Source organism: Xanthomonas sp. NCPPB 2632, from assembly GCF_041228075.2.
Taxonomy (GTDB): Bacteria; Pseudomonadota; Gammaproteobacteria; order Xanthomonadales; family Rhodanobacteraceae; genus Luteibacter.
The window spans coordinates 553,022-579,096 of sequence record NZ_CM192979.1; the positions used below are offsets into that span (position 1 = coordinate 553,022).

The following is a 26,075-nucleotide window of genomic DNA, read 5'->3' on the forward strand; positions in this document are numbered from 1 at the left end:
TCAGCGAGGGGGCACCGGCGGATGCCAGTGCCCCGCGCCCGCGCAGCGATCGGCCCGCGTCTTCAGGCGTTTTACGTCCTCGGGTAATCGGTCTTTCAGCGCATCGGGCTTGTCGAGTTCGACGTAGAGTTCGACGCACTGACGCGGTGTATCCGCGGGCACCGTCGAGTAGCCGTACGCTGCGGTACCGCCCTGGCGCAAGCCGGTGGAGACGAGGTTGGCGATGCCCACCAGCGCGGCCAACACGAATCCGCTGACCGTCAGACGGGTGGATCGTTGCCCGGACCGCTGTCGTGCTCGCGCCACGTGGGCGGGCAGGTAGGCCGAATCCGGTGCGGCCATGCGTGTCAGTTCGTCGCGTGTCGAGGGCGACTGTGCATCGAACAGGGCCTGCCATGCGCTCAGTGTGGCCGCCGAGAGGTGCAGGCCGATCCACGCCGGATAGCGCTGGTAGAGACGTGCCACGTCGGGCCAGTCTCGCAGCAGCGAGCGGTCCAGCCCCGCTTCCGCGCGGACGAAGCGCGCCAGCCATGCCTCGCGCCAGCCGCTGTCGAGCTGGGCCCAGGCATCGCGCTGCACCATCACGGTTTCGATCCAGCGGCCACGTTCGCCCAGGGAGGCCAGGTGGCCGACCTCGCGCCAGTGGCACTGGTCCTCCATCGCCGCGAACACCGCCGCGCGATGGCCGATGCGCTGCAGGCCGATCAGGTCGATCAGGTGTTCCTCGAAGCGTCCTGGCGCGTCGATGTACTGCGTGCGTACTTCGGCCAGGGCCTGCGTGAGCGAGGTCGCCACCTCATCGGGCCTCTGCGCCGCCACGTCGGCGGCAAATCGCCAGGCCAGGACGATCGTGGGATCGGTCGCGGAAGCGACGGCCTCGTCATCCACGTCGTCACCCGACGGGACGGTGACATCGGCCGGTGCGTTGCCGGACTGTGGTGCGTCGACAGGGTCGACCGCCTCGCACGGCATCTCCGCTGGCGCCTCGACGGCAGCTTCCGCTGCCGCGGCGTCGGCGGCCATGGCCTCGCACCACGCGCGAGCCGCCTCGTAGGCCTCGCGCAGGTGCGCGAACCCCCGCGGGTCCACCGCCGGGTCGATACGGCGCAGCGCCGCCGCGTAGGCGCGGCGGACCGCCACGCGATCGGCGTGCGCGGGCAGGCCCAGCGCCTCCAGGTGCCACGGTGTCGGCGTGGGCGTGCTCATTCCGAGGGTGGCACCGCGAAACGGTGGTCGTGTTCGATGGCGTCGACGGCTTCGCGGAACGCGGTGCTGTCCCGGGAAATCAGTCGCGGGTCCTGCGTGGCCAGCACCTGCTCGAAGCGCAGGATGCGCTCGCCCAGACGCTCGCGCACCTCACCCAGCAGCTGTTCGTAGAGCCGGTCCGCCCGCGCGAGCAACGTGCGGTTCTCCAGCGTGTCGCGTGGATGGATCTTGAGTTCGGCCAGCGCCGCCAGACGCCGGGCCACTTCGTCGGGGGGCATGTGCGCATCGCCGCTCTCGATCACCGCGCGCGCCACCTCACCCGTGGCCACCACGGTCACTTCCACCTCGAGCAGGCCGTTGACGTCATAGGTGAACCGCACATCCACGCCCTCGGCATGACCGGGGCCGGGCGACAGCGGCACGGTAACCTCGCCCAGCGCGATATTGTCGCGGACCATGCGCGACTCGCCCTGGTAGACGCCGATGCGGATCTGCTTCTGCTGCGGCGATACCGGAACGAATCGCTGCACGCGGCTCACGGGCACCACGGCGTTGCGTTCGATCACCGGCGCGTAGAACCCGGGCGTCTGCGAGCCATCGTCGAGGAAGCGGGCCACCTCGGTGCCGAGCGTGTAGGGGCATACATCCGTCATCACCCGCTCGTCGAGCGCCTTGTCCTTCATCTTCAGCCCGGCCTGCACGGCGGCGCCGAGGGCGACCACTTCATCGGGGTTGTGACCCACCGCGGGAAAACGACCGAACATCCGCGTGACCAGCGCGCGGATCATCGGCATGCGCGTGGCGCCGCCGGCCAGTACGATGTTGTCGAGGTCGGCCGCGCGAATGCGCGCGTCGCGCAGGGCCCGCTCGATCGGGCGCCAGAGTCGGTTGAGCAGCGGCTGCGCCGCCGTCTCCAGCATGCCGGTGTCGACGGCGACCAGCACCGCGGTGTCCTGCCAGGCCATCTCGAAGGCAACGCTTCCGCGGGTCGTCAGCGCATGTTTGGCGGCCTCGGCACGGGCCGACAGACGCTGCATGAATACGGCATCGTTACGCGCCGCTTCGGGCAGGCCCTGGGTAAAGGCGAGATCCACGATCAGCGTGGTGACATCCTCACCGCCGAGCATGTTGTCGCCCGCGCTCGCCCGCACTTCCATCACGCCGTCGAACATCTCCAGCACCGATACGTCGAAGGTGCCGCCGCCCAGATCGAAGACGAGAAACTGGGTTTCGCCGCCGCCGTCGTCGTGCAGGCCATAGGCGAGCGCGGCCGCAGTGGGTTCGTTGAGCAGCCGCTCAACCTTTAGTCCGGCCAGTTCGCCGGCAAGACGCGTTGCCTTGCGTTGGGCATCGGAAAAATACGCCGGCACCGTGACGACCGCCTCGGTAACGGGCTGGCCGAGGTGAGCCTCCGCGTCCGCCTTCAGCGAGCGCAGCACGAGGGCGGACAGTTCTTCCGGGCGGTAGTCGCGGTCGCCCAGTCGTACGCTGCGCGTACTGCCCATGTAACGCTTGAACAGCGAGGCGGTGAGCTGGGGATGGGTCTGCAGGCGCTCGCGGGCGGCTTCGCCCACGAGGACACGGCCGTCGTCGTCGATGCCCACGCAGGACGGCGTTATCGTGCGGCCGAGGGCATTCGGTATGAGCCGCGGCACGCCGTCGACCCACGCGGCCACGAGGCTGTTGGTGGTGCCCAGATCGATCCCGACGATCATGTATCGCTTTCCCCCGGCGTCCATGGGCCGCGTTGCGGCCCCGGCCGATCGATGGCCCTGGCGCCCCTTACAACACGGTCAGATTGGCGTAAGCGTAAACCAACCACTTGCTGCCGGCATCCTCGAAGTTCACCTGCACACGCATGTGCGAACCCGCACCTTCGGCGCTGACGAGGGTGCCTTCGCCGAACTTCGGATGGCTGACGCGCTGGCCGAGGCGGATGGGCGAGGCCTCCTCCAGTGACGAACCACCCGAGAAGCGGTCGGCGTAGGCAGGACGCGACACCTGCACGCGGGGGCGCAGTTCGTCGATCAGCTCGGGCGGGATCTCGCCGAGGAAGCGCGAGGGCCGCGCCAGCATCTCGGTACCGTGCATGCGCCGGGACTCCGCATGGGAGAGGAACAGCCGTTCACGCGCGCGTGTGATGCCGACATAGGCCAGGCGGCGTTCCTCCTCGAGGCGGTTTTCTTCCTCGGTTGAGCGCTGGCTCGGGAACAGGCCTTCCTCCATGCCGACCAGGAACACCACAGGAAACTCCAGGCCCTTGGCCGAGTGCAGCGTCATCAGCTGCACGCAATCGTCCCAGGCCTCGCCCTGGCCTTCGCCGGCTTCCAGCGTGGCATGCGAGAGGAAGGCGGAGAGTTCGTTGAGGCCGGCGTCGATGTCCTCCGGCGTCATCTCGAAGCGGCTGGCCACGTTGACCAGCTCGTCGAGGTTCTCGACGCGCGCCTCGCCGTTGCCGCGCTTGTCGTTCTCGTAGAAATCGCGCAGCGTGGTGTGCAGGATCGCGTGCTCGATCTGCTCGGCCAGGTTGAGAGCGGTGGGGGATTCGTCGCCGCTGACGTTGTCGTGGCCGCCGAACGTGCGCGCCAGGTTGTCGATCAGGCCGATGAACGCCTTCAGGGCATTCTTGGCCCGCCCGGCCAGGCCGCCGATGGAGGCCTCGGTCAGCGTGGCTTCCCACATCGAGCTGCCGTCGCTGCGTGCACGGCGACGCAGTTCGTCGAGCGTGCGGTCGCCGATGCCGCGCGGCGGCGTGTTCACGGCGCGCTCGAACGCGGCGTCGTCGTGGCGGTTGGAGGCGAGGCGTAGGTAGGCCAGGGCGTCCTTGATCTCGGCACGCTCGAAGAAGCGCAGGCCCCCGTAGACACGGTAGGGCAGGTCGCGCTGGATCAGCTGTTCCTCGAAGTTGCGCGACTGCGCGTTGGAGCGATAGAGGATGGCGCAATCGCGCGCGTTGCCGTGCTCGGCCACGTGCTCGCGGATGCGCTCGATGACGAAGCGCGCTTCGTCCTGCTCGTTGTAGGCCGCGTACAGCGCGATGCGCTCGCCCGCGCCGCCGTCGGTCCACAGCTGCTTGCCCAGGCGCCCGCCGTTGCGCGCGATGACCGCGTTGGCGGCGTTGAGGATGGTGGACGTGGAGCGGTAGTTCTGCTCGAGGCGGATCGTCTTCGCGCCCTGGAAATCACGCAGGAACTGCTGCACGTTCTCCACCTTGGCACCGCGCCAGCCATAGATGGCCTGGTCGTCGTCACCCACGACGAACACTTGCCCGGTGCTGCCCGCCAGCACGCGGATCCAGGCGTACTGCAGCGTATTGGTGTCCTGGAACTCGTCGATCAGCAGGTAGCGCCAGCGGTCCTGGTAGTGCTTGAGAACCTGGGGATCCTTCAGCCACAACTCGTGCGCGCGCAGCAGCAACTCGGCGAAATCCACCAGACCGGCGCGCTGGCACTGCTGCTCGTAGGCCTTGTACACCTCGACGAAGGTGCGCGTCACCGGATGGTCGCGGTGCTCGATGCCGTCGGGGCGCTTGCCTTCGTCCTTCCAGTTGTTGATCTGCCAGGCGGCCTGGCGCGGCGGGAAGCGCGCTTCGTCCAGCCCCATGCCGGCGATCACCCGTTTGATCAGGCGCTGCTGGTCGTCGGAATCGAGGATCTGGAAGCCTTCCACCAACCCGGCTTCACGCCAGTGGCGCCGCAACAGGCGATGCGCGATGCCGTGGAAGGTGCCGACTGTGAGTCCCTGCGTGCCGCCCGGGATGATGCCATCCAGGCGGGAGCGCATCTCGCCTGCGGCCTTGTTGGTGAAGGTGACCGCCAGGATGGCCCAGGACGGCACACGCTCGACCTGGGTCAGCCAGCCGATCCGGTTGATCAGCACGCGGGTCTTGCCGGAACCGGCGCCCGCGAGGATCAGGTAATGCCCGGGAGGGGCGCTGACGGCCTCCCGCTGGGCGTCGTTGAGATCGTCGAGAAGGTGGGATACATCCATCCGCCTAGTGTAGCGAATGGGCTCCCACCGTGGCCCGGCTGCTTAACGCTTCTGGGCGATACCCGCCACGGCGACGATGCCACCGATCACGATACCCGCGATACCCACCCACTGCGGGATGGACTTGTCATGGGTGGCCTCGATCTTGGCCGAGCCGATCGAGGCGACAGTGTCGGTCTTCTGGTAGCTGCCGTTGCCGATGGTGACCCAGATACCTGCCGCGACAAGAATGATGCCAACGACGATAAGACCTGCGCGCATGTGGTTTTTCCCTGTTTTGATCGGTGGCGGGAGCATGCGTTGACGAATGTGAGGGCGGCGTGGGGATGGTCTGTGCTCGTTCGGCGCAACGAGCGCGTTATGTAGCGATCTAGATGGCGCGCCTTCGTGAGAACACTCTCAATGTCCTTATTTCTCAATACTTTAGGTGTTTACAGGGCGGCCGCATATCGGCATGCTCCGCAACTCGACAAGGGAGCGCGGTATGAGGAAGTCGATGTTGGCCATGGTGGCTGTATGCGCGGTGTTGTCTGGCTGTGCCGATAAGGCTGTGCCGCCATTTGCGAGCGCACCGTTTTCCGTGGCACGAACTGGAAACTTCTTGAGCATTCCGTTCACGGTGCCTCCGTCTGCTCCGCTGGAGTACACGTACATGCTCTCCTTCAAATACCTCATGCCAGAGATGGGCGATCCGTTGCTCATGTTCTGGAGCAGGCCGCGGGGTGCACACCTGTTCTTAAAAGTGAGACTGGTGTCCATGGGCGAGAAAGGCAGAGAGGAGGATGTCGTCCTTCATGACTACGACAATCAAGACGGGAGCGTTGAAGCCGCCCGTGCTTACGGACCAGACGTTTTCAACGTCGATATACATGGCACCCGGCGCGATATCGTCGATATGGAGATCGTATTTTTCAAGCTTCCACATTATGGGAGCTATCGGTTTGATGTCGAAACGGTTGACGATCTAGTGATCTTCGAGCCGATTGCATCGTGGTTGACTGTTGAACGACAGTACCGTCATGGCAAGTGACGAGTGCACGGATGCGAGAGGGGGCACCTTCAAAGTCTGCGCAGTAGTGGTGGGCGCGTCGAGAAAGCGACTGCGAATGTCTAGTGCCAGGAGCGGCGTCCTTGTCCGGGCGTTGACACGTACGGCGGTAGTTCTTGGGCTGGCGTGGTGCGTCGGCGCATGTCACAAGGGCTCTTTTCCTCCGCTTGCATCTGTGCGGTTCGATGCGAGCAGGGCGGGGGAATCTGTAAGCATTCCTGTAACCATTACTCCGGACAACGCAAACATCCACAACGTCTACATGGTTGGCTTCTACATAAAGGATGGAAGTTTGCATGGGCCGGCGGACCAACTGCGAGGATCTCCGCCCAAAGCCAGGCTTTATCTCCGGGTGCGAATCTTCCGCCAGGTCGAGGGCAGTGAAATTCCCGTCGACGTCAACGATTACGACTTCGATTACGACATCCGAACTGACACCTATACATTCCTGCCTTCGATGTGTGAGCGAGGAACAGACATCGCGTACGTATCGTCAAGTGGACAGCTCCGAGACGTTGCGCATATGCAGGTCGTGTCTTTTCGCTTTCCTGATTATGGACGTTATCGAATCGAGGTATCGACCGTGTCGGATATGCCGATCTTAGGAGCCGTTCCGACTTGGCTGACAGTCGAACGCGAATTCCCCCATGGAAAATAAGGTGACTAATGGATAATCGGCGATACACGGTAACTATTCACGCCGCCGCTCCCGGAACTCCGATCCGTGGAGACCGTGGAGCCGCGGCGGTGGATATCTCGGCTATGGATCGATCTATCACGGGTCACGTTTTTTACACCATAACCGACGGGGTTGAAAAAAAGAGCTGGGGATTTGCTCCGGAAAGTCACGGCGATATCAATGGTCCTGGAAGGCCGTTTAATGATGACGATAAGCGATATATGGATCCATTCTTTGAGAGAACGATGGAGATATCAAAGGATCAGTACGACAAGTTATACGAGTTCGGCCCAAACCCCGGCCGCTTCGGCTTCGACCTGACCTACAAAGACATTCGAAACAATTGCGTGGACTACACGTGGGCCGCGTTGAATCATGCTGGCATCCAGCGCACGCACGGGCACATCGGTCACCTCGAGCCACATGGGGTGGATGGGAAGCACAGTTACCTACCGATCCTCACGCCGAACGACTTTCGTACCATCCGTGATCCCGTGCCCGGGAGTGATCTGAACAAAGAGATCTCACGGGAGCTTCCAAAACGTGATTGGACGCAGGCGCCTTTCGGAACGTTCGATCGTCCACTCACCGCCGTGAGCGACGATCCCTTTGAACGTCTCTACGCGGCAACGGTTGCCAACGACGACAAGGCGTTCGAAACGATTGGCCAGGAATACCTGCAATCCCCGGAGGGCCAGGCGTTCCTGCAAGCCGGCCAGGAAGCGAATCGCCAGCAGGATCTGGCCCTGCAGCAGGCACAGGCACAAGCACAGGCTCAGCAGGGTCCGGTAATGAGTATGACGATGTAAGGAGCGATACATGGACGAAAAGGATGTGAGGTCGCTGACGGTGAAACTGGCGGCGGTGACGGACCGGATTGAGAAGCGCATGGACGGGGTGGCACGCGAGACGATGCGCGCGAGCCAGGCCATGGGCCTGCAGGCGCAACAATCGCTGGCGGCCTCGGAGCAGGTATCGGCGGGCGTGCATCGCGCGGCCAGCGACGCGTTGGACGGCGGCACCCGTAAGGCGATCGAGCGATTTAGCGAGGTGGTGCGCGCATCGGAACGTCGGCTGGAGGGTGCGGCCCAGCGGCTTGAGGCGCGCATGCTTTCGGTGGGCAAGCTGCAGGCGGCTTTTGCGTGGAAGGCGTTCGCTGTGTCGGCGCTGGGGTCGGTCGCGTTGATCGGCGTCGCGGGCTATGCGCTATGGGAAGCACACGAGGCATCGCGTGCCACGCGCTGGGTGAAGCAGATCAACGCCGCACAGACATCCGGCCGGCTCGGCCTCTGCCCGAGCGGTGGCGACCACGTTTGCGCGAAAGTCGACAAACGCTGGGTACGCCTCGATCCGTGAGCGGCGGCCCCAGCACCAAAAAAAGCTTTTTTACGTATGACTTGGCTTTACATCACCAGTTTATAATCATCGGTAACCCTGGACGTAAGTCGTGTGTCTGGCCGCTTGCGCCATGATCGATTTCCAATACGACTAGATGCTCATCGCCATGAGCAATGTCAAATCCTTGCAGCTGGTTTGCGCAATTGGCGGGTGCAGAAAAAGCCTGGCTGTAGGGGGTGGTAACCCGTACAGATGTCATGTCGCGAAAGCCGTTGGCGTGTTCTAACGGCTGGGCGCGCTCAATCGGAGCCTCATCGGGTCTCCTGGCAAACGAAAGAAAAAACCACATCGGTTCGGATACAGGCGCATATCCCACGTCGACTTTCAGGGCAGGTGGTAAGTAAACAGGTCGATACTCCCAAGCCGGAAATGCTGGCTTCTCGCCTGCGGTGGATGGTCTGAAGCAAACGCCGAAGGGCGCGGCGACTCCATCCGCGCACTTGAAGCGATCAAAGAGCTGGGTTGGTGCTGTTAACTGACTTTGAGCTTCTGACTCATCGACAAGATGTAAAAGCTCGATGAAAGAATTTCGGAAGAAGAATCTCCGATTGGCAGTGCCTTGGCCTGGATGTGTGTTCGGTGCTCCTTCGATGAGTCCAAGGGCTGTCAGCGCATCAGCGCCTCGACCGTCATCATCCACACAGATAAAAATGTGATCCAGTTCCATCGTCGATTCCCTTTAGTCCTGTGATGTGATCGCCCAATTATGGGCTGTATCAACGTCGCCGCCAAAACGCGCAGTTGTTTGGGCTAGTGGCAACCGTGTCGTTGGCCAGTTCACTGAGCGGACGCCGTGTTCACGGCCTCGAATACGTCTTCAAGACGATTCGCGCCGCCTTTCACGGTCATGGTGAAGGACCAAAAAAAACCCCGGAGGCCAGGGGAGCCGCCGGGGTGGGGTGGATAACCCGATCCAGGGGATGATCGGGTCGTCCTGAGGGTGGTCCCAGGGAGGTGGAACCCACCGATGGGACGCCGTTGCGTGCGCCCGAATATATAGACGCCCGAATACGGACAAAGTTTCAGTCTGACCGAAAGAAAGTTGGGGAATAATTATTTCCCCTTCCCAATCAATCGGTTGTAGGTAGGCTCAATGCGCCTCGTCCCAGTTCGCGCCCACGCCGATGTCCACCTGCAGGGGCACGCTGAGCGTGGCGGCCGCCGTCATGTGCGTTTCGATGCCGGCCCGGATCTCGTCAACCGCGTCCTCGCGTACTTCGAAGACCAGTTCATCGTGCACCTGCATGAGCAGGCGTACATCGTCGCGCGGGGCGATCCACGCGGCCACGACGATCATGGCGCGCTTGATGATGTCCGCGGCGGTGCCCTGCATGGGCGCGTTGATGGCCGCGCGTTCGGCGCCAGCACGGAAGGCCTGGTTACGGGAGGTGAGGTTGTCCAGGTACAGGCGGCGGCCGAACAGGGTCTGGACGAAGCCGTCGCGGTGCGCCTGCTCGCGCGTGGCATCCATGAAGGCACGCACGCCCGGGTAGCGGGCGAAATACAGGGCCATGTAATCGGACGCTTCGCCACGGTCCACGCCGAGCTGCTTGGCCAGTCCGAAGGCGCTCATGCCGTACATCAGGCCGAAGTTGATCGCCTTGGCGGCGCGACGCTGGTTGGTGGTGACCTCCGCCGCGGGCACGGCAAACACCTCGGCCGCCGTGGCGCGGTGCACGTCGCCGCCGTCGCGGAAGGCGCGCACCAGGCCTTCGTCACCCGACAGGTGGGCCATGATGCGCAGTTCGATCTGCGAGTAATCGGCCGCGACGATGCGCCAGCCGGGCGGGGCGACGAAGGCCTGGCGGATGCGCCTGCCTTCCTCGGTGCGCACGGGGATGTTCTGCAGGTTGGGGTCGGACGAACTCAGCCGGCCGGTGGCCACGGCGCCCTGGTGATAGCTGGTGTGCACGCGGCCCGTGCGCGGATTGACGATGCCGGCCAGCTTGTCGGTGTACGTGGAGCGCAGCTTGGCGAGGCCCCGGTACTCCAGGATCAAGCGCGGCAGCTCGTGGGTCTCGGCGATCGCCTCCAGGGCTTCCTCGTTCGTGGACGGCTGGCCCGTGGGTGTCTTGACCTTCGCGGCCAGGCCCAGTTCGTCGAACAACACGGCCTGCAGCTGCTTGGGCGAATCCAGGTTGAACTCGTGACCCGCCGAGGCGTGGGCCAGCGTCTGCAGCTCCAGCATGCGCTTGCCCAACTGCTGGCTCTGCAGGCGCAACACGTGCGCGTCGATCAGCACGCCGGTGCGCTCCATCTTTGCCAGTACAGGCACCAGCGGGATCTCGATGTCCTGGTAGACCGCACGCAGCGAGGGTTCGGCTTCCAGCTTCGGCCACAGTGCGTGGTGCAGGCGCAGCGTGATGTCGGCATCCTCCGCGGCGTAGCGGCAGGCCGTGTCGCAGTCCACCTGCGAGAACGGAATCTGCTTGGCGCCCTTGCCGGCCACCTGCTCGTACTTGATCGTGGTGTAGCCCAGGTAACGTTGCGCCAGGGAATCCATGTCGTGGCGCGTGGCGGTGGCGTTGAAGATGTACGACTCCAGCATGGTGTCGTGCGCCAGGCCGCGCAGTTCGATCCCGTAGTGCGACAGCACGTTGATGTCGTACTTGCCGTGCTGGCCCACCTTGCGCCGGCGCGGGTCTTCGAAGATCGGCTTGAGCGCACCCAGCACGTGATCCCTCGGCAACTGCGCAGGCGCGCCGGGATAATCGTGGGTGAGCGGGATGTAGGCCGCCTTGCCCGGCTCCACCGCGAGCGAGACGCCGACGATCTCCGCCTGCATCGCATCGATGCTGGTGGTTTCCGTGTCGAAGGCAATCAGCGTGGCAGTCTCGAGCTTCTCCAGCCACGCGGCGAAACGGGCCTCGGTGAGCACCAGTTCGTACTCGCCCGCGTGCGACAGCGACGCGTCGGGGGTGGCGACGAGCGCGCCGGCCGGCGAAGCGGCGATGGCCCCGGCACCACGCACCGGCGCGTCGACACCGGCGTCGAGATCCTTCAGCGCCGCCTTGAAGTCGTAGCGCGCATAAAGCTCGCGCAGTGCTTCCACGTCGCGATCGCGCAGGGCGAGGTCCACGGGGGCGAATTCCAGCGGCACGTCGGTGCGGATCGTGACCAGTTCGCGCGATAGCGGCAGTCGCGGGATGGCCGCGCGCAGGTTCTCGCCGATCTTGCCGCCGATCTTGTCGGCGTTGGCGAGCAGGGCGTCGAGGTTGCCGTACTCGGCCAGCCACTTGGCGGCGGTTTTCGGGCCGCATTTTTCCACGCCCGGCACGTTGTCGATGCTGTCGCCCATGAGCGAGAGGTAATCGACGATCTGGTCCGGGCGCACGCCGAATTTTGCGATCACGCCGTCGGTATCCAGCGTGGTGTTGGTCATCGTGTTGATCAGCAGCGTGTGCTTGCCGACCATCTGCGCGAAATCCTTGTCGCCCGTGGAGATGATCGTGTCGATACCCTGCTCGGCGGCCTGGCGGGCCAGCGTGCCGATCACATCGTCGGCCTCCACGCCGGGCACGCACAGGATGGGGAAGCCGAGCGCCCCGACGATCTTCATCATGGGCTCGACCTGGGCGCGCAGGTCGTCCGGCATCGACGGACGGTTGGCCTTGTACTCCGGGTAAAGATCGTCGCGGAACGTGCGCCCGGGCGCATCGCAGACGAACGCCACGTAGTCGGGGCCGGATTTCATCGTCGTGCGCAACATATTGACGATGCCGAACAGTGCGCCCGTGGGCTCGCCGAAGGCGTTGGTCAGGGGCGGCAGCGCGTGGAAGGCGCGGTACAGGTACGAGGACCCGTCGATGAGCGTGAGTGTAGGCATCCCCGGATTCTCTCATGGCCGGTCGCGCAGGGTTTGTTCACGTGGAAAGCCGCTGTCGCCTTGCTATTCTCGGCACCCCGCCAGGAGAGACTTCCCATGAACCGCTCGCCCATCCTCGTCGCTGCGCTTGCCCTCGCCCTGGCGCTGCCCGCCTTCGCCCAGACCGCCACGAAGTTCGCGCCGCTGCCTCCGCCGCCGGGCCTGAACGATCCGGGCGTCAAACCCGGTGAGCCGGACCGCTCGGGCCAGAAGCCCGTGGACCGCCCGGTCACGTACGACGAGGCGCAGGACGGCAAGTCCACCCCGGCTACCTCCGATGCCCAGGGCGTTCGCTCTCCGGTGGACCTGCCGGCCATGCAGGACCACGGCGCAGTGGACGCGCGCGGCCAGCAGGCGCCGCAGGTGACCGTGCGCCAGCAGGGCGACGACCGTGTTGAGGAATACCGTACGGGTGGCCGGCTGTTCATGGTCGTGGTGACGCCCAAGAACGGCGTGCCGCAGACGTACATGGCCGACCCGGACGGCAAGTTGCACAACGACCCGAAGAACGGTCCGGTCAATCCGGTTTATTACAAGGTGTACGAATGGGGCGCGGCGCCCAAGCCCGTCGACAGGAATTGACCGATGGGCCCCAGCGTCATGCTCTCTGGATCGGGGGGCATGACGCTGGCGATGCCTGGTAGGCCGCTCAGCCGTCCAGTTCGGGGTAGTGGCGGAAGATACCCGTGGTGTTGAATGGCATGCGGCGATCGGAGGCCAGGTAGGCGGCTATGTTCGGGCGGTCCGCCACACGGCGGGCCAGGTCGCGCAGCAACGGCAGCGCCTGTTTCGCCATGGCCTTCGGGAAGGCGTATTCGAGTCCCGTCATCAGCTGGAACAACGACAGGTCCACGTACGAATGCTGGTGCAGCACGAACCGGCCGCCGCCACGCTCCAGTGCCTTCTCGAAATAGCCCAGGTATTTGGGAATACGCAGCTCGCGAAAATCCTTCGCTCGCTTCTTCGCCTCGTCGCGCTGGTCCTCGTAATACTGTGCCGTGGATACCGGGTGATGCGTATCGTGCGCCTCGGCCACGATATCGCTGACGGTCAGCTGGAGTTGATGGGCGTACAGGCGCCTGGACTCGCTTTCCGGCACCAGGTCGTGCCGCGGGCCGAGGTACTGCAGGATATTGGCGACCTGTGCGATCACCAGGTGGCCCGACTTGAGGAACGGCGGCGCGAACGGCAGCGCCCCCTCGTGCTGGCCTTCGAGGAAGGGCGTCATCGCGTCGTCGCCCTCGATGCGTGCCACATCGGTATACGTGGCGCCGGCATCCTCCAGGCACAGGCGGACGAATTCGCCACGGCCCTGCAGTCCGGTCCAGTAATAAAGCGCGTAGCTCATCGGCGGGCTCCTGCGGTAAAGCGCCGAGCATGCGCACCCTTCGTTTAAGTCCGCGTGAGTGCGATGTCGCGAAAGGCTTCCCATACCGTCTGCGCCGGGGGCGACAGCGAGCGTGCCCGACGTCGCACCAGTGTCACCGCGCGGCCGCGGCGTGGCGTGAGCGGCGCGGTGACCAGTCCGGAACGCAGGGCGTCCAGCGAAAGCCGGGGCGTGACGGTGATGCCGAGCCCCGCTTCCACCATGCGGAAGGCGGTATGGGGATGACCTACCTCGAGTACCACCCGCATGGGGATGTTCGCCTTCGCGAAAGCGGCATCGATGAGGCGGCGGCTGCCCGATGCATGATCCAGCAGCACCAGCGGCTGGTCGGCCAGCGCCTCCCATGGCACGGTGCGACGCGTGGCGAAGGCATGATCCGGTGGCAAGACCACGACGAACGGGTCGTGCATGAGGGTCTCGGTGTCGAATTCCTCCACCGTGGCCGGCTCCACCGTCAGGCCGAAGTCCACCTCGCCGCCACGCACGGCATCCAGCACCTGGGCCTGGTTCTGGTCGCGCAGGATGATCTCCAGCGCCGGGTGGTGCCGCGCGCACCAGGCGATGCAGGGTGGCACCAGCCCGGCCGCCAGGGTGGGTACCGCGGCGAGGCGCACACGGCCGCGTAACGGATCGGCCTGGGTGCGCGCATGCGCCAGCACGCCGTCCAGTTCGTCGAGCACGCGTGCCAGTGCCTGTTCCAGGTATCGGCCGGCCTCGGTCGGCACGACTTCGCGGGTGCTGCGATCGAACAGGCGGACATCCAGTTCGCTTTCCAGGTCGGCGACCAGGCGGCTGACGGCCGGCTGGGTGAGATGCAGTGTCTCGGCCGCACGCCGGAAATGCCGCTGGTCGGCGACAGCGAGAAACGCACGCAACTGGCGCAGGGAGACATTCATGCGATTAATGTATCACCGGATCAGATAAAACGATTTGCCTTATCAAGTGGCCGGCGCTGCAATAGGTGCCTTGTTACTCCCAGGCCATCGCCATGCGCCGTTTCCTTCCCGACGGATTCACCCTGTCCCTGATCGCCACCGTGATCCTGGCCAGCCTGCTGCCTTGCCGCGGCAGCGCAGCCGGTGTGTTCGAGGTGGTGACCGACATCGCCATCGCCCTGCTGTTCTTCCTGCACGGCGCCAAGCTGTCCCGCGAGGCCGTGGTGGCGGGCATGACGAACTGGCGCCTGCACCTGACGGTGCTGGCCAGCACGTTCGTGCTGTTTCCGCTGCTTGGCCTGCTGCTGAAGCCCATCCTGTCGCCGCTGGTCACGCCAGACCTTTACTTGGGCATCCTGTTCCTGTGCACGCTGCCCTCCACCGTCCAGTCGTCCATCGCGTTCACCTCGATCGCGCGGGGCAACGTGCCCGCGGCGATCGTCTCGGCGTCCGCGTCGAGCCTGCTCGGTATCTTCATCACGCCGCTGCTGGTCGGCGCGATGATCGCCGGCACCGGGCAGGGCGGTCTGTCCTGGCACTCGGTCGGGGCCATCGTGCTGCAGCTGTTCGTGCCGTTCGTGGCCGGGCAGGTGACGCAGCGCTGGATCGGTGGCTGGGTGCGTCGGCACGCCACGTTGCTGACCTATGTCGATCGCGGTTCGATCCTGCTCGTGGTCTATACCGCGTTCAGCGCGGCGGTGCTGCAGGGGCTATGGCACCAGTTGCCACCGCGGGTGCTGGGCGGGCTGGTCGTGGTGAACATCGTGCTGCTGGCCTGTGCGCTGCTGGCCACGCGCTACGGGGCGCGGGCGCTCGGCTTCGCCGCGGAAGACGAGATCACCATCGTTTTCTGCGGCTCGAAGAAAAGCCTGGCTTCGGGCGTGCCGATGGCGAAGGTGCTGTTCGCCGGCCATCCGCTGGGACTGATCGTGCTGCCGATCATGCTGTTCCACCAGATCCAGCTGATGACCTGCGCGGTGCTGGCGCGGCGCTATGCACTGCGCCGCGACCCGGTGCAGGACCTCAGTGCCGGAAGTGGCGCACGCCCGTGAACACCATCGCCATGTCGTTCTCGTCCGCGGCGGCGATCACTTCGCTATCGCGCATGGAACCACCGGGTTGGATGACCGCACGGATGCCCGCGGCGGCGGCGGCGTCGATGCCGTCGCGGAAGGGGAAGAACGCATCCGAGGCCATGGCGCTGCCGGGCACCGTAAGGCCGGCTTCCTCGGCTTTGATGCCGGCGATCTTCGCGCTGACCACGCGGCTCATCTGCCCGGCGCCGATGCCCACCGTGCGGTTGTCCTTCGCGTAGACGATCGCGTTGGACTTGACCATCTTGGCCACGCGCCAGGCGAACAGCAGGTCGTCGATTTCCTGTGCGCTGGGCTGACGCTTGCTGACCACGGTCAGCTCGTCGCGGCCCACTTGGCGATGATCGGCGGTCTGCACCAGCAGGCCGGAGCCGACGCGTTTCACGTCGTGCGTATTGCGGCCGTCACCGTGGGGGATCTCGAGTACCCGCACGTTCGCCTTCTTCGTCGCTTCCTCCACCGCGCCCGCATCCACCGCCGGGGCGATCAGCACCTCGACGAACTGGCGTTTCAGGATCACCTTCGCCGTGGCCGCATCCAGCGGACGGTTGAACGCGATGATGCCGCCGAAGGCCGAGGTGGGATCGGTGGCATAGGCGAGTTCGTAGGCGGCGAGCGGGTCGGCGGCGACGGCGACGCCGCAGGGGTTGGCATGCTTGACGATGACGCAGGCCGGCGCATCGAACTGGCGCACGCATTCCCACGCGGCATCCGCATCGGCGATGTTGTTGAACGATAGTTCCTTGCCCTGCAGCTGGCGGAACGTGGCGAGCGTGCCGGGCGCGGGGTACAGGTCGCGATAGAACGCGCCGGACTGGTGCGGGTTTTCGCCGTAGCGCAGGTCCATGACCTTGACGAAGCGTCCGTTGGACTGCTGCGGGAATTCGGCGCGCGAGGCGACGGCGGTGTGCGTGTCGTCGAGGGTGACGCCAGACAGGTAATCGCTGATGGCCGCGTCGTAGCTGGACACCCGGTTGAACGCAGCCACCGAGAGCGCGAAACGCGTGGCGCGGGACAAGCCGCCCTGGCCTTCGATCTCCGCGAGCGCGGCGTCGTATTGCGCGGGGTCGGTCAGCACGCCGACGTCGTTCCAGTTCTTGGCGGCGGCACGCAACATGGCGGGACCACCGATGTCGATGTTCTCGATCGCGTCGTCCAGCGAGCACGCGGGATCGGCCACGGTGCGTTCGAACGGATACAGGTTCAGCACCAGCAGGTCGATCGGCAGGATGCCGTGTTCGGCCATCACGGCGTCGTCGGTGCCGCGGCGGCCGAGCAGGCCGCCGTGCACGCGCGGGTGCAGGGTCTTCACGCGACCGGCCATGATTTCCGGGAAGCCGGTGAGATCGCCCACGTCGCGCACGGGGATGCCTGCGTCGCGAAGTGCCTTGGCGGAGCCGCCGGTGGAGAGGATGTCGATGTTCGCGGCCGCGAGGCGGCGGCCGAGTTCCGTCAGGCCCTGCTTGTCGGAAACGCTGACGAGCGCGCGGCGTACGGGAACGAGATCGGGCGTGGGCATGGGCACTTCCGGGGCGGAAAGCGCTCCATTATAGCCGCCCGGATGGCCGTGCGGCTTGGCCGTGGCGGCACTCAGGACAGGCCGTGGGCCGCCAGCTTCTTGCGGAGGGTGGCACGATTGATGCCGAGGGCGACGGCGGCGCGGCTCTGGTTGCCTTCGTGGAAGGCCAGTACCTCGCGCAGCAGCGGCCCTTCGACCTCGCGGATGACCAGGGCATGCAGGCCTTCACCACCTTCGGTGTCACCGATGTCGGCGAGATAACGAAGTACGGTGCGGCTGACACATTCGCTGAGGGCGCTCTGCATGGAGGTCTCGTTGGCGGCCTCGCCGGCAGTCAGTCTCACAGCGTTCAAGGCATTCCCCTCTCGCAGGCCGGGGCGCGGGTCCTCGGTCGGTTCTTGATGATGATGGTCGCTTGGGCTACGACTGGGACACGCCGTGAACGGGGGTCTGACGTCGCGAAGGGAACCGAGTGTACTCGTCCCGGGCGGTGAAGTGCAGGCTTGCAAAAAGAAAATTTATTTGCCGGTTCAGTCGAACGAAAACGCGAAGGCGACCGCGCGCTGGCCCGGGTCTTGCACCTCGAACACCATCGCGGTAGTGGCCCCGCCAGGCAGGCCGCGCTCGCGCACATCCGCGTCGCCGACGTAATCGGCCGGCTGGAATCGCCGCATGGCCAGGCGTTGTCCGTTGGCGTCGGCAAGCACGATGGTGACGACGGGGTAGGGCTGCGCGAACGAGGCGTCGTTGCGGACGCTGGCGGTAATCAGCAGGCCGTCGCGCACGGAGGGATGCTGCTCGACATCGCGCGCCAGCAGGCGGAACTGGGATGGCGCCGCGACCAGCGGCAGGTGGCAGCCGACGACGGCGCAGCCGGCCGCCAGCAGCGGGCCCATGGTCGGATCGGCGACGAGCACGTCGCGCTTGGCCCAGGCCAGTTGCGCGCCCAGGCCCAGCATCAGCGCCACGCAGATGACCACCCACATGGCGGTGCGCCAGGAATGCCGAGGCCGCCGCGCGAACCGCGGCGTAAAGGTGAGGCCGGAGAAGTCGGTGGCGTCGTCGCCCGGCTCGTCGTCCGTGGGCGCGGGAGTAGCCGGCAAAGGCTCGTCGGGCAGCGCGCGGGGGCGGAATACCGCCACGCCGGCCGTCGGCGGCTCGCGGTCCAGCGCGTGTTCGTCCAGCCGCGTGAACGGCTCGGGCGGCAGCTGGCCGGCCAGGGTGCCGAGCGCGTTGAATACCGTGTCGCAATGCTCGCAACGCACGCAGCCGTAGGCGGGCACGAGCGCCGCGGCGTCGAGCTTGTAGACGGTGAGGCACTCGGGACACTGCGTGTACATCGTTCGATCATAACGTGCGGGCCCGCTAGAATCGTCTCCCCCGTCCACCGATTGGCCACACGATGCCCTGGCTCGAACTTTCCCTGACGATCCGCGCCGCCGAGCAGCCGCGCGTCGAAGCCGCGCTGGAGGACCTGGGCGCGCTGTCCATCACCTTGCAGGATGCGGATGCCGAAACGCCCGACGAGGAAGCCATCTTCGAGCCGGGCGTGGGCGAGCTGCCCTTGTGGAACCAGATCGTGCTGAACGCGCTGTTCGAGGCGGACGCCGATCGTCGCGGCCTCACGGCGGCGATCGCCGACGACCTGCCCTTCATCGAGCCCGCGCAGATCGCATGGCGTGACGTGGGCGACCAGGACTGGACGCGTGTGTGGATGGAAGACTACAAGCCGATGCCCTTCGGTCGTCGCCTGTGGGTGTATCCGTCGAATATCGAACCGCCGGTCGATGGCGACATCGTGGTCGTTCGCCTCGATCCCGGCCTCGCCTTCGGCACCGGCACGCACCCGACCACGGCGATGTGCCTGGAGTGGCTGGACGGCCAGCAGCTGGCCGGCAAGTCGGTGCTGGACTTCGGTTGCGGCTCGGGCATCCTCGCCATCGCCGCACTGAAGCTGGGCGCAGCGCGTGCCGTGGGCATCGACAACGACCCGCAGGCCATCGTCTCCTCGCACGACAACGCGGAGCGCAATGGCGTACAGGCCGACCTGGCCGTCTACCTGCCAGGCGAAGCACCGGTCGAACTCGCCGACGTGCTGGTGGCGAACATCCTTGCCGGCCCCCTCGGCGATCTCGCGCCGACCTTCGCCGCGGCCGTGAAGCCGGGCGCGCCGTTCGCGATCTCGGGCATCCTCTTCGGCCAGCACGAGGAACTGCTGACGCGCTATGCGGAATGGTTCGACAACCTGGAAATCCGCCAGCTGGAAGATTGGGTTCGCATCAGTGGCCTTCGCAGGCGTTGATCACCCCAGGTGATCCGCGTGGCGTAGGAGCGCACGATGTGCGCGACATGTTTTCGCGGTGACCATGGGCTGGCGCGCCAGCTCCATGTCTTGGCCTCGACACATGTCGCGCACATCGTGCGCTCCTACAACCGTGGCGCTGGCGCTGGCGGTGCGGTCGCGGGTGGCGGGTGGCGGGCCGCACGCTTGCCGGTGCGCAACGCAAAAAAAATCCCGCCGTTTTGGCGGGATTCTCGTATCACACCGAGGGCGGCGTTTCCTTTTGTTCGGCCATGCGCTTCTCCAGGTAGTGGATGTTCTGTCCACCGAGTTGGAAGCCGACGTCGGCCATGATGCGCTGCTGTAGCGGGATGTTGCACTTCACGCCTTCGATCACCGTCTCGTTCAGTGCCATGCGCATGCGCGCGATGGCGGTGGCGCGGTCGGGGCCGTGCACGATGATCTTGCCGATCATCGAGTCGTAGTTGGGCGGGATGCGGTAACCGTCGTAAAGATGGGTATCCACACGCACGCCAGGGCCACCCGGCGCCTCGAAACGCTTCACCGTGCCGGGGCTGGGCATGAAGGTGTCGGGGTCTTCGGCGTTGACGCGGCACTCGATGGCATGGCCGGTGAGCACGATGTCTTCCTGGCGGATGGACAGCTTCTCACCGCCGGCGATCAGCAGCTGCTCGCGCACGAGGTCGATGCCGGTGACCAGCTCCGTCACCGGATGCTCCACCTGGATGCGGGTGTTCATCTCGATGAAGTAGAAACGGCCACCTTCGAACAGGAACTCGAACGTGCCCGCGCCGCGGTAGCCGATACGCAGGCAGGCATCGACGCAGACCTTGCCGATTTCCGCGCGCAGTTCCGGCGTGATGCCGGGTGCCGGGGCTTCTTCCACCACCTTCTGGTGACGGCGCTGCATCGAGCAGTCGCGTTCGCCCAGGTGGACGGCATTGCCCTGGCCGTCGGCCAGCACCTGGATCTCCACGTGGCGCGGATTTTCCAGGAACTTCTCCATGTACACCTGATCGTTGCTGAAAGCCGCCTTGGCTTCCTGCTTGGTCATGACGATGGAGTTGGCGAGGTGGGCCTCGGTGCGCACGACGCGCATGCCGCGACCGCCGCCACCGCCGGACGCCTTGATGATGACCGGGTAGCCGATCTCCAGCGCGATACGCGCGTTCTCGTCCACGTCGTCGCCCAGCGGGCCACCGGAGCCGGGCACGCACGGCACGCCGGCGGCCTTCATGGCGCGGATCGCCTCGACCTTGTCGCCCATCAGGCGGATGACGTCGGCGGTGGGGCCGATGAAGATGAAGCCCGACTGCTCGACCTGTTCGGCGAAGTTTGCGTTCTCGGACAGGAAGCCGTACCCCGGATGGATCGCACCGGCGTCGGTGATCTCGGCGGCGGCGATGATCCGCGGGATGTTGAGGTAGCTGTCGGCGGAGGGGCCTGGGCCGATGCACACCGATTCATCGGCCAGGCCGACATGTTTCAGGTTGCGGTCCACGGTGGAATGCACCGCGACCGTCTTGATGCCCAGCGCGTGGCATGCGCGCAGCACACGCAGCGCGATTTCGCCGCGATTGGCGATGACGACCTTCTCGAGCATGGGTGTGGCCTCAGGCGATGACGAACATCGGTTCGTCGAATTCGACCGGCTGGCCGTTCTCGACCAGGACCGCGACGACCGTACCGGCCACGTCGGCTTCGATCTGATTGAACATCTTCATGGCTTCGATGATGCCCAGCGTTTCGCCGGCCTTGACCTGCTGGCCCACGCTGGCGAACGCCGGTGAGCCGGGGGTGGAGGCGGCGTAGAACGTGCCGACCATCGGCGCCTTGACGACATGGCCGGCAGGCAGGCCGGGTTCGGCGGCCGGAGCGGGCGCGGCAGCGGCGGCTACCGGTGCGGCGGCGACAGGCGCCGGCGGGGGCGGTGCCGCGTACATCGGCTGGGCGACGGCGGTGCCCTTGGGCACGCGCGACAGGCGAACCACTTCTTCGCCTTCCTTGATTTCCAGCTCGGCGAGGTTCGATTCCTCGAGCAGGTCGATAAGCTTCTTGATCTTGCGCAGGTCCATGGGGCAACCCTTAGTCGGTGGTGGAGGTGCGGGCGCCTGAAGGCGCGCCGCGAAGGGGGGTGTCAGGCGGCGGGCACGGCCAGGCGCAGCAACGCCGCTTCCAGCGCCAGGCGGTAGCTGTCGCCGCCGAAGCCGCAGATCACGCCGGCGGCGATGTCGGACAGGTAGGAATGGTGCCGGAACGGCTCACGCGCATGCGGATTGGACAGGTGGATCTCGATGAACGGGATGGCCACGCCGGACAAGGCGTCGCGCAGCGCCACCGACGTATGGGTGAACGCGGCGGGATTGATCAGGATCCAGGCCATGCCTTCGTCGCGGGCCTGGTGGACCCGCGCGATCAGCTCGTGCTCGGCGTTGGACTGGAACCAGCTGATGTCGTGGCCGGTGCCCTGCACGCGCGCCTGCAGCGAGTTGTTGATGTCGGCGAGCGTTTCGCGCCCGTACACCGCGGGCTCGCGTACGCCGAGGAGGTTGAGGTTGGGTCCGTGAAGGACGAGGATCCTGGCCACTGTTCACCTGCCTTGGGTCCGGAGTTCCGGAACGCCGCGCAGTGTGCGCCTGTCGCCCGGCCTTGTCCAGTTCGGTGAAGATCGGCGCAGTTCGCTGGAGATAGCGACTTTCCAGACGCCGCCGTATGGTCAGGCCTTGGGAAAGAGCGCGCGCCAGCCGTCGTGGCCGAGTGCGTCCAGGGTGGTCATGTTGGCTTCGAAGATGCTTGCCGCATCCGGGAACGCGGCCACGGCACGGTCGATGCTGGCCTCGCGCAGCAGGTGCAGGGTGGGGAACGGTGAGCGATTGGTGTAGTTGGTGATGTCGTCGGGCGCCGTGCCTTCGAACTGGAAGTCCGGATGGAAGCTGGCGACCTGGATCTGGCCGTCCAGCGACAGCTCCGCCACGGTGTCGTCGGCGATCTCCAGGAAATCGTTGAAGTCCATGAAGTCGCCCAGCACGCAGGGATGGATCAGCAGCGTGGTGTCGACCACTTCCGGATCGGTGTCGCGCAGGAACTTCAGTTCGCGAACCAGTTCGTCGTGCAATGGCAGCGGTTGCTCGGCGTCGCTGACCACGAAGCGGACCTGGCCCTTCTTGTGCACGGCCTTGGCGAAGGGGCACAGGTTGAGGCCGATGACGGCGCGTTCGAGCCACTGGCGGGTGGCCTCGATCGTCTCGTCGGCGGTGGGCATGGGGTCCATGGGGCAGGGTCTCCGTAGGGTCAGGGCGCGAGCCACGCGTCGATATCGGTTTGACTGAGTGCGCCCACCCGGCGTTTCAGGATGCGGCCGTCTTCGCCGATGAGCACGCTGTAAGGCAGCACCCTGCGGGTATTGCCCAGCGACAGCGACCCGCCGGGTGCCTGGCCGTCGATCAGCAGGATCGGATAGGCCACGGGCTGCTGCGCAAGGTAGCGGCGTACATCCGTTGCGGTGTCCTCGGCCACGCCAAGGATGACGACGCCCGAGGCGCGGGCGCCCGTGCGATCGTGGGCAGCGTCCAGCAAGGGCATCTCACGACGGCAAGGCGCGCACCACGACGCCCAGAAATTGACCAGGATGCGTTTGCCACGCCATTCGGACAGGCGATGCGCCGTGCCCTCCAGACCGACGTAGACGGCGTCGGGCGGCAAATCTCCCGGCCCGGCCACCGTTACGCCCTCGGGCGGTGGCGGGTCCTGGAGGCGGTGCTCGACATACCCGCCCAGCGCCGCGCCAGCGATGGCCAGCACGACGATCCAGAACGTCGGCCCTCGCGTCATGGGTGCGACGCGGTATCGAGCGCACCTGCCACGGTGTCGTAGGTGAGCACGGTGGACAGTTTCCGGCCGTCGCCACCCCCCTTGGGATAGACGACGTAGAGGGGCACGCCGACGGAATGGTATTGCTCTAGGAATGCGGCGATGGTCGGGTTCACGTCGGTCCAGTCGCCCTTCATGTAGACGGTGCCGGTGCGTTTGAGCAGGTCCTTGAACGCATCGGTGTCCAGCACGGCTTTCTCGTTCGCCTTGCAGGTGATGCACCAGTCGGCGGTCATGTCGACCAGCACGGGCGTGCCGGCCGCGCGCAGTTCCGCTAGCCTGGCCGGCGAGTAAGGCACCGAGCCGTCGGTCGCCGTCGCCGACGCGGTGGCGGCCGGCAAGCCGTGCACCATCCACAGCGCGGCCAGCGCGCCGGCGGTGAGCAAGGCCGTGAATACCCACGACAGCCCCGCGCGGCGGCTGCGGCCGTACCACCACAAGGCCATCGCCAGCAGCACGGCACCGGCGAGCACCAGGGCCGTCGCATCGGCACCGCGCTGCTTGGTCAGCACCCACAGCAGCCACACGGCGGTGAGGTACATCGGGAAGGCCAGCGCCTGTTTCAGGGTCTCCATCCAGCGACCCGGCCGCGGCAGCAGCCGGGCGATGGCCGGCACGAAACCGATCAGCAGGAAGGGCAGGGCGAGGCCCAGGCCCAGGGCGAGGAAGATCAGGAAGGCGACGGGCACGGATGCGGCGAACGCGAACGCGATGGCCGAACCCATGAACGGCGCCGTGCACGGGCTGGCCACCACGACGGCCAGCACGCCGGTGAAGAAGTCGCCCGAGGGGCCTGAGCGCGAGGCGAGGCCGCTGCCCAGGTTGCCCAGCGACCCGCCGATCTCGAACACACCCGACATGGAAAGGCCGACGGCGAGCATGACGTAGACCAGCAGCCCGATGGCGACCGGCTGCTGGAACTGCGCACCCCACTGGATGCCGTGTCCGGCCGCGCGGATACCGACGATGACGACACCCAGGGCGGCGAAGGCGACCAGCACGCCGGCGGTGTACCAGAGGGCGTGCTTGCGCGCCGCGGTCGGGCTTTCGCCGCTTTCCAGCACGGTGATGGCTTTCAGCGAAAGCACCGGCAGGACGCAGGGCATCAGGTTGAGGACCAGGCCACCGAGCAGGGCCAGGCCGATCGCGGCGAGGATGCCGACCGGTGCATCCGTGCCGGCCGGGATCAGGTCCTTGGGCGGCGGTGTCGGAGCGACGTCGGCGGGTGTCGTCGCCGGCGTGCCGGTCGTCGCACTGGCCGGTGCGGCGACGATGACGGCGCCGGTGGCCAGGTCGACATCGAGGCGGCGGGTCATCACCGGATAGCAGATGCCGTTTTCCAGGCAGCCCTGGTAGGCCACCTCGAGCTGGAGCTTGCCGTCCTTCGCGGCGCCTGCCAGCGGCACCGGCAGTTCCACCTGGTCGAAGTAGACGATGGTGTCGCCGAAATGCTCGTCGTGGTGCGCCGTGCCGCTGGGCCAGTCGGGCTCGCCGGCGGTGACCCCGGCGGGCGACACGACCTTGATCTGGGTCTTGTCGCGGTAGAGGTAATAGTCCTTGGGCATCGTCCAGCGCAGCAGCAGGGCGTTGCCACCCTTGACCAGCGCCTCGAAGCGGAACGCCTGGTCGGCCGGGAGGGCCTGGGCATCCGTCCCGGGCAGCGCGGCGGGCCTGCCGAGTAGCGCGGCGCCGGCGCCGGGTGCCGTGGCTGCCGTCGTTGTCGCCGGCGCCGCAGTATGGGCCGCCGGGATCGTCGAGGGGGCGCCGACGGCGAGCTTGAGGTGCTCGGTATGCGGCGGGTAGCAGATCTTCGGCTCCACCTCGTGGCAGCCCTGGTACTGGACGTCCAGCGCCACCGTCTTCGTCGCGGCATCGGCCAGCGTATAGGGCAAGGTGGCCTGGATGTCGCCGTGGTAGATCTCCACGTCGCCCAGGTATTCGTCGTGCTTCTTCAGTCCGTCGGGCAACGCCGGGGTACCGAGTGTCAGGGTCGTCGGGTCGGTCGGCTTGATGACGATCCGCCCGCGATAGAGGTAATAGTCGGGCGCGATGCGCCAGTGCAGCTTCACCGTGCCCGGCTGGCTGGCATCGGAGGTGAGCTGGAACGCCTGGGTGACCGGCAGCAGGCCGTCCTCGGCATCCTGGGCGAGCGCGGGCAGCGTGGCGAGCAGCAGGACGAGGGCGACGAGGTTCCGCGTGAAGCGGGATAGCGACGGCATGGGACTCTCCGGGAAGGCGTTGGACATTATGACCGGGCCAGCCCGGTCTGGCTTGCACGCGCGTCCGGGTAACTATTTTCCGCCCGCGCCCTTGAACCCGACGTCCGCGCCGCCATCTGTCGAGCATCCAGAAAGACTTCCGGTTGACGCATTCTTCTGGCTAAAATTCTGGCACTCACCCTGGCCAAGTGCTAACAGGGTGGTAACAAATCCTTTCCCGTCAAACACATGTTTGGAGAAGTCATGAGCAAACTGCGCCCGCTGCACGATCGCGTCATCGTCAAGCGTCTCGAAGAAGAGCGCGTCTCGGCCGGTGGCATCGTCATCCCCGACAGCGCCACCGAGAAGCCCACTCGCGGCAAGGTCATCGCCGCCGGTACCGGCCTGCTGCTCGCCAGCGGCCAGCTCCGCCCGATGGGCGTGAAGGAAGGCGACGTGGTCCTGTTCGGCAAGTACGCCGGCCAGGAAATCAAGGTCGACGGCGAAGAGCTGGTCTTCCTGAAGGAAGACGACATCGTGGCCGTTCTCGAAGGCTGATCTTCCAAAGCATGCCTGGCCCTGGC

At 66.0% G+C, this 26,075-nt stretch carries 24 protein-coding genes; 7 read left to right on the plus strand and 17 right to left on the minus strand.

The genetic code is table 11. The features are described from left to right. From AB8808_RS02450 to AB8808_RS02465, 4 genes are all read right to left on the minus strand, one after another. Window positions 1-1,206 (minus strand): hypothetical protein, encoded by a 1,206-nt coding sequence (locus tag AB8808_RS02450; protein ID WP_369926454.1) that lies wholly within the window; start codon window positions 1,204-1,206, stop codon window positions 1-3. Then, window positions 1,203-2,921, minus strand: coding sequence for an Hsp70 family protein (locus AB8808_RS02455; RefSeq protein WP_369926456.1), 1,719 nt, complete (start codon window positions 2,919-2,921; stop codon window positions 1,203-1,205). Before AB8808_RS02455 ends, AB8808_RS02450 begins: the two co-directional genes overlap by 4 nt. A 67-nt stretch (window positions 2,922-2,988) precedes the next feature. Next, on the minus strand, window positions 2,989-5,196 hold the full coding sequence (gene uvrD, locus AB8808_RS02460; RefSeq protein WP_036137954.1) for a DNA helicase II: 2,208 nt from the start codon (window positions 5,194-5,196) through the stop codon (window positions 2,989-2,991). A 42-nt stretch (window positions 5,197-5,238) separates the two neighbouring features. Beyond that, the gene (locus AB8808_RS02465; RefSeq protein ID WP_036137951.1) at window positions 5,239-5,457 is read right to left on the minus strand and encodes a hypothetical protein; all 219 of its coding nucleotides are present in this window, start codon (window positions 5,455-5,457) and stop codon (window positions 5,239-5,241) included. Window positions 5,458-5,680: 223 nt separating this feature from the next. Between AB8808_RS02465 and AB8808_RS02470 the strand changes: the two genes are divergently transcribed. The 3 genes from AB8808_RS02470 to AB8808_RS02480 all read left to right on the plus strand — a co-directional run bounded on the left by AB8808_RS02470 (window position 5,681) and on the right by AB8808_RS02480 (window position 8,279). Continuing rightward, a complete protein-coding gene (locus AB8808_RS02470; RefSeq protein WP_285405122.1) occupies window positions 5,681-6,226 on the plus strand; it encodes a hypothetical protein in 546 nt (181 codons plus the stop codon). Between the two features lie 780 nt (window positions 6,227-7,006). Further along, on the plus strand, window positions 7,007-7,732 hold the full coding sequence (locus AB8808_RS02475; protein WP_369926459.1) for a hypothetical protein: 726 nt from the start codon (window positions 7,007-7,009) through the stop codon (window positions 7,730-7,732). A 10-nt stretch (window positions 7,733-7,742) separates the two neighbouring features. Beyond that, entirely contained in the window at window positions 7,743-8,279 is a 537-nt protein-coding gene (locus AB8808_RS02480) for a hypothetical protein (protein WP_285405126.1), read from the plus strand. 52 nt (window positions 8,280-8,331) lie between these two features. On the opposite strand, the gene AB8808_RS02485 is transcribed toward AB8808_RS02480, so the two are convergent. Then, entirely contained in the window at window positions 8,332-8,988 is a 657-nt protein-coding gene (locus AB8808_RS02485) for a VOC family protein (protein WP_285405128.1), read from the minus strand. 423 nt (window positions 8,989-9,411) lie between these two features. Continuing rightward, the gene (gene polA / locus AB8808_RS02490) at window positions 9,412-12,147 is read right to left on the minus strand and encodes a DNA polymerase I (protein WP_369926462.1); all 2,736 of its coding nucleotides are present in this window, start codon (window positions 12,145-12,147) and stop codon (window positions 9,412-9,414) included. A 96-nt stretch (window positions 12,148-12,243) separates the two neighbouring features. On the opposite strand from polA, the gene AB8808_RS02495 reads away from it, so the two are divergent. Next, window positions 12,244-12,768 carry a DUF2782 domain-containing protein gene (locus AB8808_RS02495; protein ID WP_285405131.1) on the plus strand — a complete coding sequence of 175 codons (525 nt, stop codon included), beginning with the start codon at window positions 12,244-12,246 and terminating at the stop codon, window positions 12,766-12,768. A gap of 67 nt (window positions 12,769-12,835) precedes the next feature. On the opposite strand, the gene AB8808_RS02500 is transcribed toward AB8808_RS02495, so the two are convergent. Continuing rightward, window positions 12,836-13,534 carry a glutathione S-transferase gene (locus AB8808_RS02500; protein WP_369926464.1) on the minus strand — a complete coding sequence of 233 codons (699 nt, stop codon included), beginning with the start codon at window positions 13,532-13,534 and terminating at the stop codon, window positions 12,836-12,838. 44 nt (window positions 13,535-13,578) lie between these two features. Continuing rightward, window positions 13,579-14,469, minus strand: a complete 891-nt coding sequence (locus AB8808_RS02505) for a LysR family transcriptional regulator (protein ID WP_369926466.1) — start codon at window positions 14,467-14,469, stop codon at window positions 13,579-13,581. Window positions 14,470-14,561: 92 nt separating this feature from the next. On the opposite strand from AB8808_RS02505, the gene AB8808_RS02510 reads away from it, so the two are divergent. Further along, window positions 14,562-15,560, plus strand: coding sequence for a bile acid:sodium symporter family protein (locus AB8808_RS02510; RefSeq protein WP_369926468.1), 999 nt, complete (start codon window positions 14,562-14,564; stop codon window positions 15,558-15,560). On the opposite strand, the gene purH is transcribed toward AB8808_RS02510, so the two are convergent. From purH to AB8808_RS02525, 3 genes are all read right to left on the minus strand, one after another. Beyond that, window positions 15,532-17,121 (minus strand): bifunctional phosphoribosylaminoimidazolecarboxamide formyltransferase/IMP cyclohydrolase, encoded by a 1,590-nt coding sequence (gene purH / locus AB8808_RS02515; protein ID WP_369926470.1) that lies wholly within the window; start codon window positions 17,119-17,121, stop codon window positions 15,532-15,534. The two genes, AB8808_RS02510 and purH, sit on opposite strands and share 29 nt — an antisense overlap. A gap of 71 nt (window positions 17,122-17,192) precedes the next feature. Further along, window positions 17,193-17,474, minus strand: coding sequence for a helix-turn-helix domain-containing protein (locus AB8808_RS02520; RefSeq protein WP_369926472.1), 282 nt, complete (start codon window positions 17,472-17,474; stop codon window positions 17,193-17,195). A gap of 177 nt (window positions 17,475-17,651) precedes the next feature. Next, window positions 17,652-18,461 (minus strand): zinc-ribbon and DUF3426 domain-containing protein, encoded by an 810-nt coding sequence (locus tag AB8808_RS02525; RefSeq protein ID WP_369926474.1) that lies wholly within the window; start codon window positions 18,459-18,461, stop codon window positions 17,652-17,654. Window positions 18,462-18,523: 62 nt separating this feature from the next. Between AB8808_RS02525 and prmA the strand changes: the two genes are divergently transcribed. After that, on the plus strand, window positions 18,524-19,423 hold the full coding sequence (gene prmA / locus AB8808_RS02530) for a 50S ribosomal protein L11 methyltransferase (RefSeq protein WP_369926475.1): 900 nt from the start codon (window positions 18,524-18,526) through the stop codon (window positions 19,421-19,423). Between the two features lie 238 nt (window positions 19,424-19,661). Here prmA and accC read toward each other — a convergent pair whose 3' ends face one another. The 6 genes from accC to AB8808_RS02560 all read right to left on the minus strand — a co-directional run bounded on the left by accC (window position 19,662) and on the right by AB8808_RS02560 (window position 25,512). After that, entirely contained in the window at window positions 19,662-21,026 is a 1,365-nt protein-coding gene (accC, locus tag AB8808_RS02535; RefSeq protein ID WP_369926476.1) for an acetyl-CoA carboxylase biotin carboxylase subunit, read from the minus strand. Window positions 21,027-21,036: 10 nt separating this feature from the next. Continuing rightward, on the minus strand, window positions 21,037-21,498 hold the full coding sequence (gene accB / locus AB8808_RS02540; protein WP_036137926.1) for an acetyl-CoA carboxylase biotin carboxyl carrier protein: 462 nt from the start codon (window positions 21,496-21,498) through the stop codon (window positions 21,037-21,039). A gap of 62 nt (window positions 21,499-21,560) precedes the next feature. Continuing rightward, window positions 21,561-22,010, minus strand: a complete 450-nt coding sequence (gene aroQ, locus AB8808_RS02545) for a type II 3-dehydroquinate dehydratase (protein WP_036137924.1) — start codon at window positions 22,008-22,010, stop codon at window positions 21,561-21,563. Window positions 22,011-22,139: 129 nt separating this feature from the next. Beyond that, a complete protein-coding gene (locus tag AB8808_RS02550; protein ID WP_369926479.1) occupies window positions 22,140-22,694 on the minus strand; it encodes a DUF1415 domain-containing protein in 555 nt (184 codons plus the stop codon). A 20-nt stretch (window positions 22,695-22,714) separates the two neighbouring features. Then, window positions 22,715-23,254 (minus strand): TlpA family protein disulfide reductase, encoded by a 540-nt coding sequence (locus tag AB8808_RS02555; protein ID WP_369926481.1) that lies wholly within the window; start codon window positions 23,252-23,254, stop codon window positions 22,715-22,717. After that, window positions 23,251-25,512, minus strand: coding sequence for a protein-disulfide reductase DsbD family protein (locus AB8808_RS02560; protein ID WP_369926483.1), 2,262 nt, complete (start codon window positions 25,510-25,512; stop codon window positions 23,251-23,253). The genes AB8808_RS02555 and AB8808_RS02560 overlap by 4 nt, the downstream gene beginning before the upstream one ends. Before the next feature lie 243 nt (window positions 25,513-25,755). Here AB8808_RS02560 and AB8808_RS02565 point away from each other — a divergent pair, with 243 nt between their 5' ends. Then, window positions 25,756-26,049: a co-chaperone GroES gene (locus AB8808_RS02565; RefSeq protein WP_036110126.1), complete on the plus strand. Its 294-nt coding sequence runs from the start codon at window positions 25,756-25,758 to the stop codon at window positions 26,047-26,049. Window positions 26,050-26,075 lie beyond the last annotated feature (26 nt).

Bases quoted from the DNA above. Each gene is read 5' to 3' on its own strand.
- AB8808_RS02500 (WP_369926464.1), bottom strand. From the start codon at position 13,534: ATGAGCTACGCGCTTTATTACTGGACCGGACTGCAGGGCCGTGGCGAA.
- purH (WP_369926470.1), bottom strand. From the start codon at position 17,121: ATGCCCACGCCCGATCTCGTTCCCGTACGCCGCGCGCTCGTCAGCGTT.
- prmA (WP_369926475.1), top strand. From the start codon at position 18,524: ATGCCCTGGCTCGAACTTTCCCTGACGATCCGCGCCGCCGAGCAGCCG.
- AB8808_RS02550 (WP_369926479.1), bottom strand. From the start codon at position 22,694: ATGGACCCCATGCCCACCGCCGACGAGACGATCGAGGCCACCCGCCAG.
- AB8808_RS02565 (WP_036110126.1), top strand. From the start codon at position 25,756: ATGAGCAAACTGCGCCCGCTGCACGATCGCGTCATCGTCAAGCGTCTC.
- AB8808_RS02510 (WP_369926468.1), top strand. From the start codon at position 14,562: ATGCGCCGTTTCCTTCCCGACGGATTCACCCTGTCCCTGATCGCCACC.
- AB8808_RS02480 (WP_285405126.1), top strand. From the start codon at position 7,743: ATGGACGAAAAGGATGTGAGGTCGCTGACGGTGAAACTGGCGGCGGTG.
- polA (WP_369926462.1), bottom strand. From the start codon at position 12,147: ATGCCTACACTCACGCTCATCGACGGGTCCTCGTACCTGTACCGCGCC.
- AB8808_RS02470 (WP_285405122.1), top strand. From the start codon at position 5,681: ATGAGGAAGTCGATGTTGGCCATGGTGGCTGTATGCGCGGTGTTGTCT.
- accB (WP_036137926.1), bottom strand. From the start codon at position 21,498: ATGGACCTGCGCAAGATCAAGAAGCTTATCGACCTGCTCGAGGAATCG.
- AB8808_RS02495 (WP_285405131.1), top strand. From the start codon at position 12,244: ATGAACCGCTCGCCCATCCTCGTCGCTGCGCTTGCCCTCGCCCTGGCG.
- AB8808_RS02465 (WP_036137951.1), bottom strand. From the start codon at position 5,457: ATGCGCGCAGGTCTTATCGTCGTTGGCATCATTCTTGTCGCGGCAGGT.
- AB8808_RS02475 (WP_369926459.1), top strand. From the start codon at position 7,007: ATGGATCGATCTATCACGGGTCACGTTTTTTACACCATAACCGACGGG.
- AB8808_RS02555 (WP_369926481.1), bottom strand. From the start codon at position 23,254: ATGACGCGAGGGCCGACGTTCTGGATCGTCGTGCTGGCCATCGCTGGC.
- AB8808_RS02485 (WP_285405128.1), bottom strand. From the start codon at position 8,988: ATGGAACTGGATCACATTTTTATCTGTGTGGATGATGACGGTCGAGGC.
- AB8808_RS02560 (WP_369926483.1), bottom strand. From the start codon at position 25,512: ATGCCGTCGCTATCCCGCTTCACGCGGAACCTCGTCGCCCTCGTCCTG.
- AB8808_RS02455 (WP_369926456.1), bottom strand. From the start codon at position 2,921: ATGATCGTCGGGATCGATCTGGGCACCACCAACAGCCTCGTGGCCGCG.
- AB8808_RS02525 (WP_369926474.1), bottom strand. From the start codon at position 18,461: ATGTACACGCAGTGTCCCGAGTGCCTCACCGTCTACAAGCTCGACGCC.
- AB8808_RS02505 (WP_369926466.1), bottom strand. From the start codon at position 14,469: ATGAATGTCTCCCTGCGCCAGTTGCGTGCGTTTCTCGCTGTCGCCGAC.
- AB8808_RS02450 (WP_369926454.1), bottom strand. From the start codon at position 1,206: ATGAGCACGCCCACGCCGACACCGTGGCACCTGGAGGCGCTGGGCCTG.
- accC (WP_369926476.1), bottom strand. From the start codon at position 21,026: ATGCTCGAGAAGGTCGTCATCGCCAATCGCGGCGAAATCGCGCTGCGT.
- uvrD (WP_036137954.1), bottom strand. From the start codon at position 5,196: ATGGATGTATCCCACCTTCTCGACGATCTCAACGACGCCCAGCGGGAG.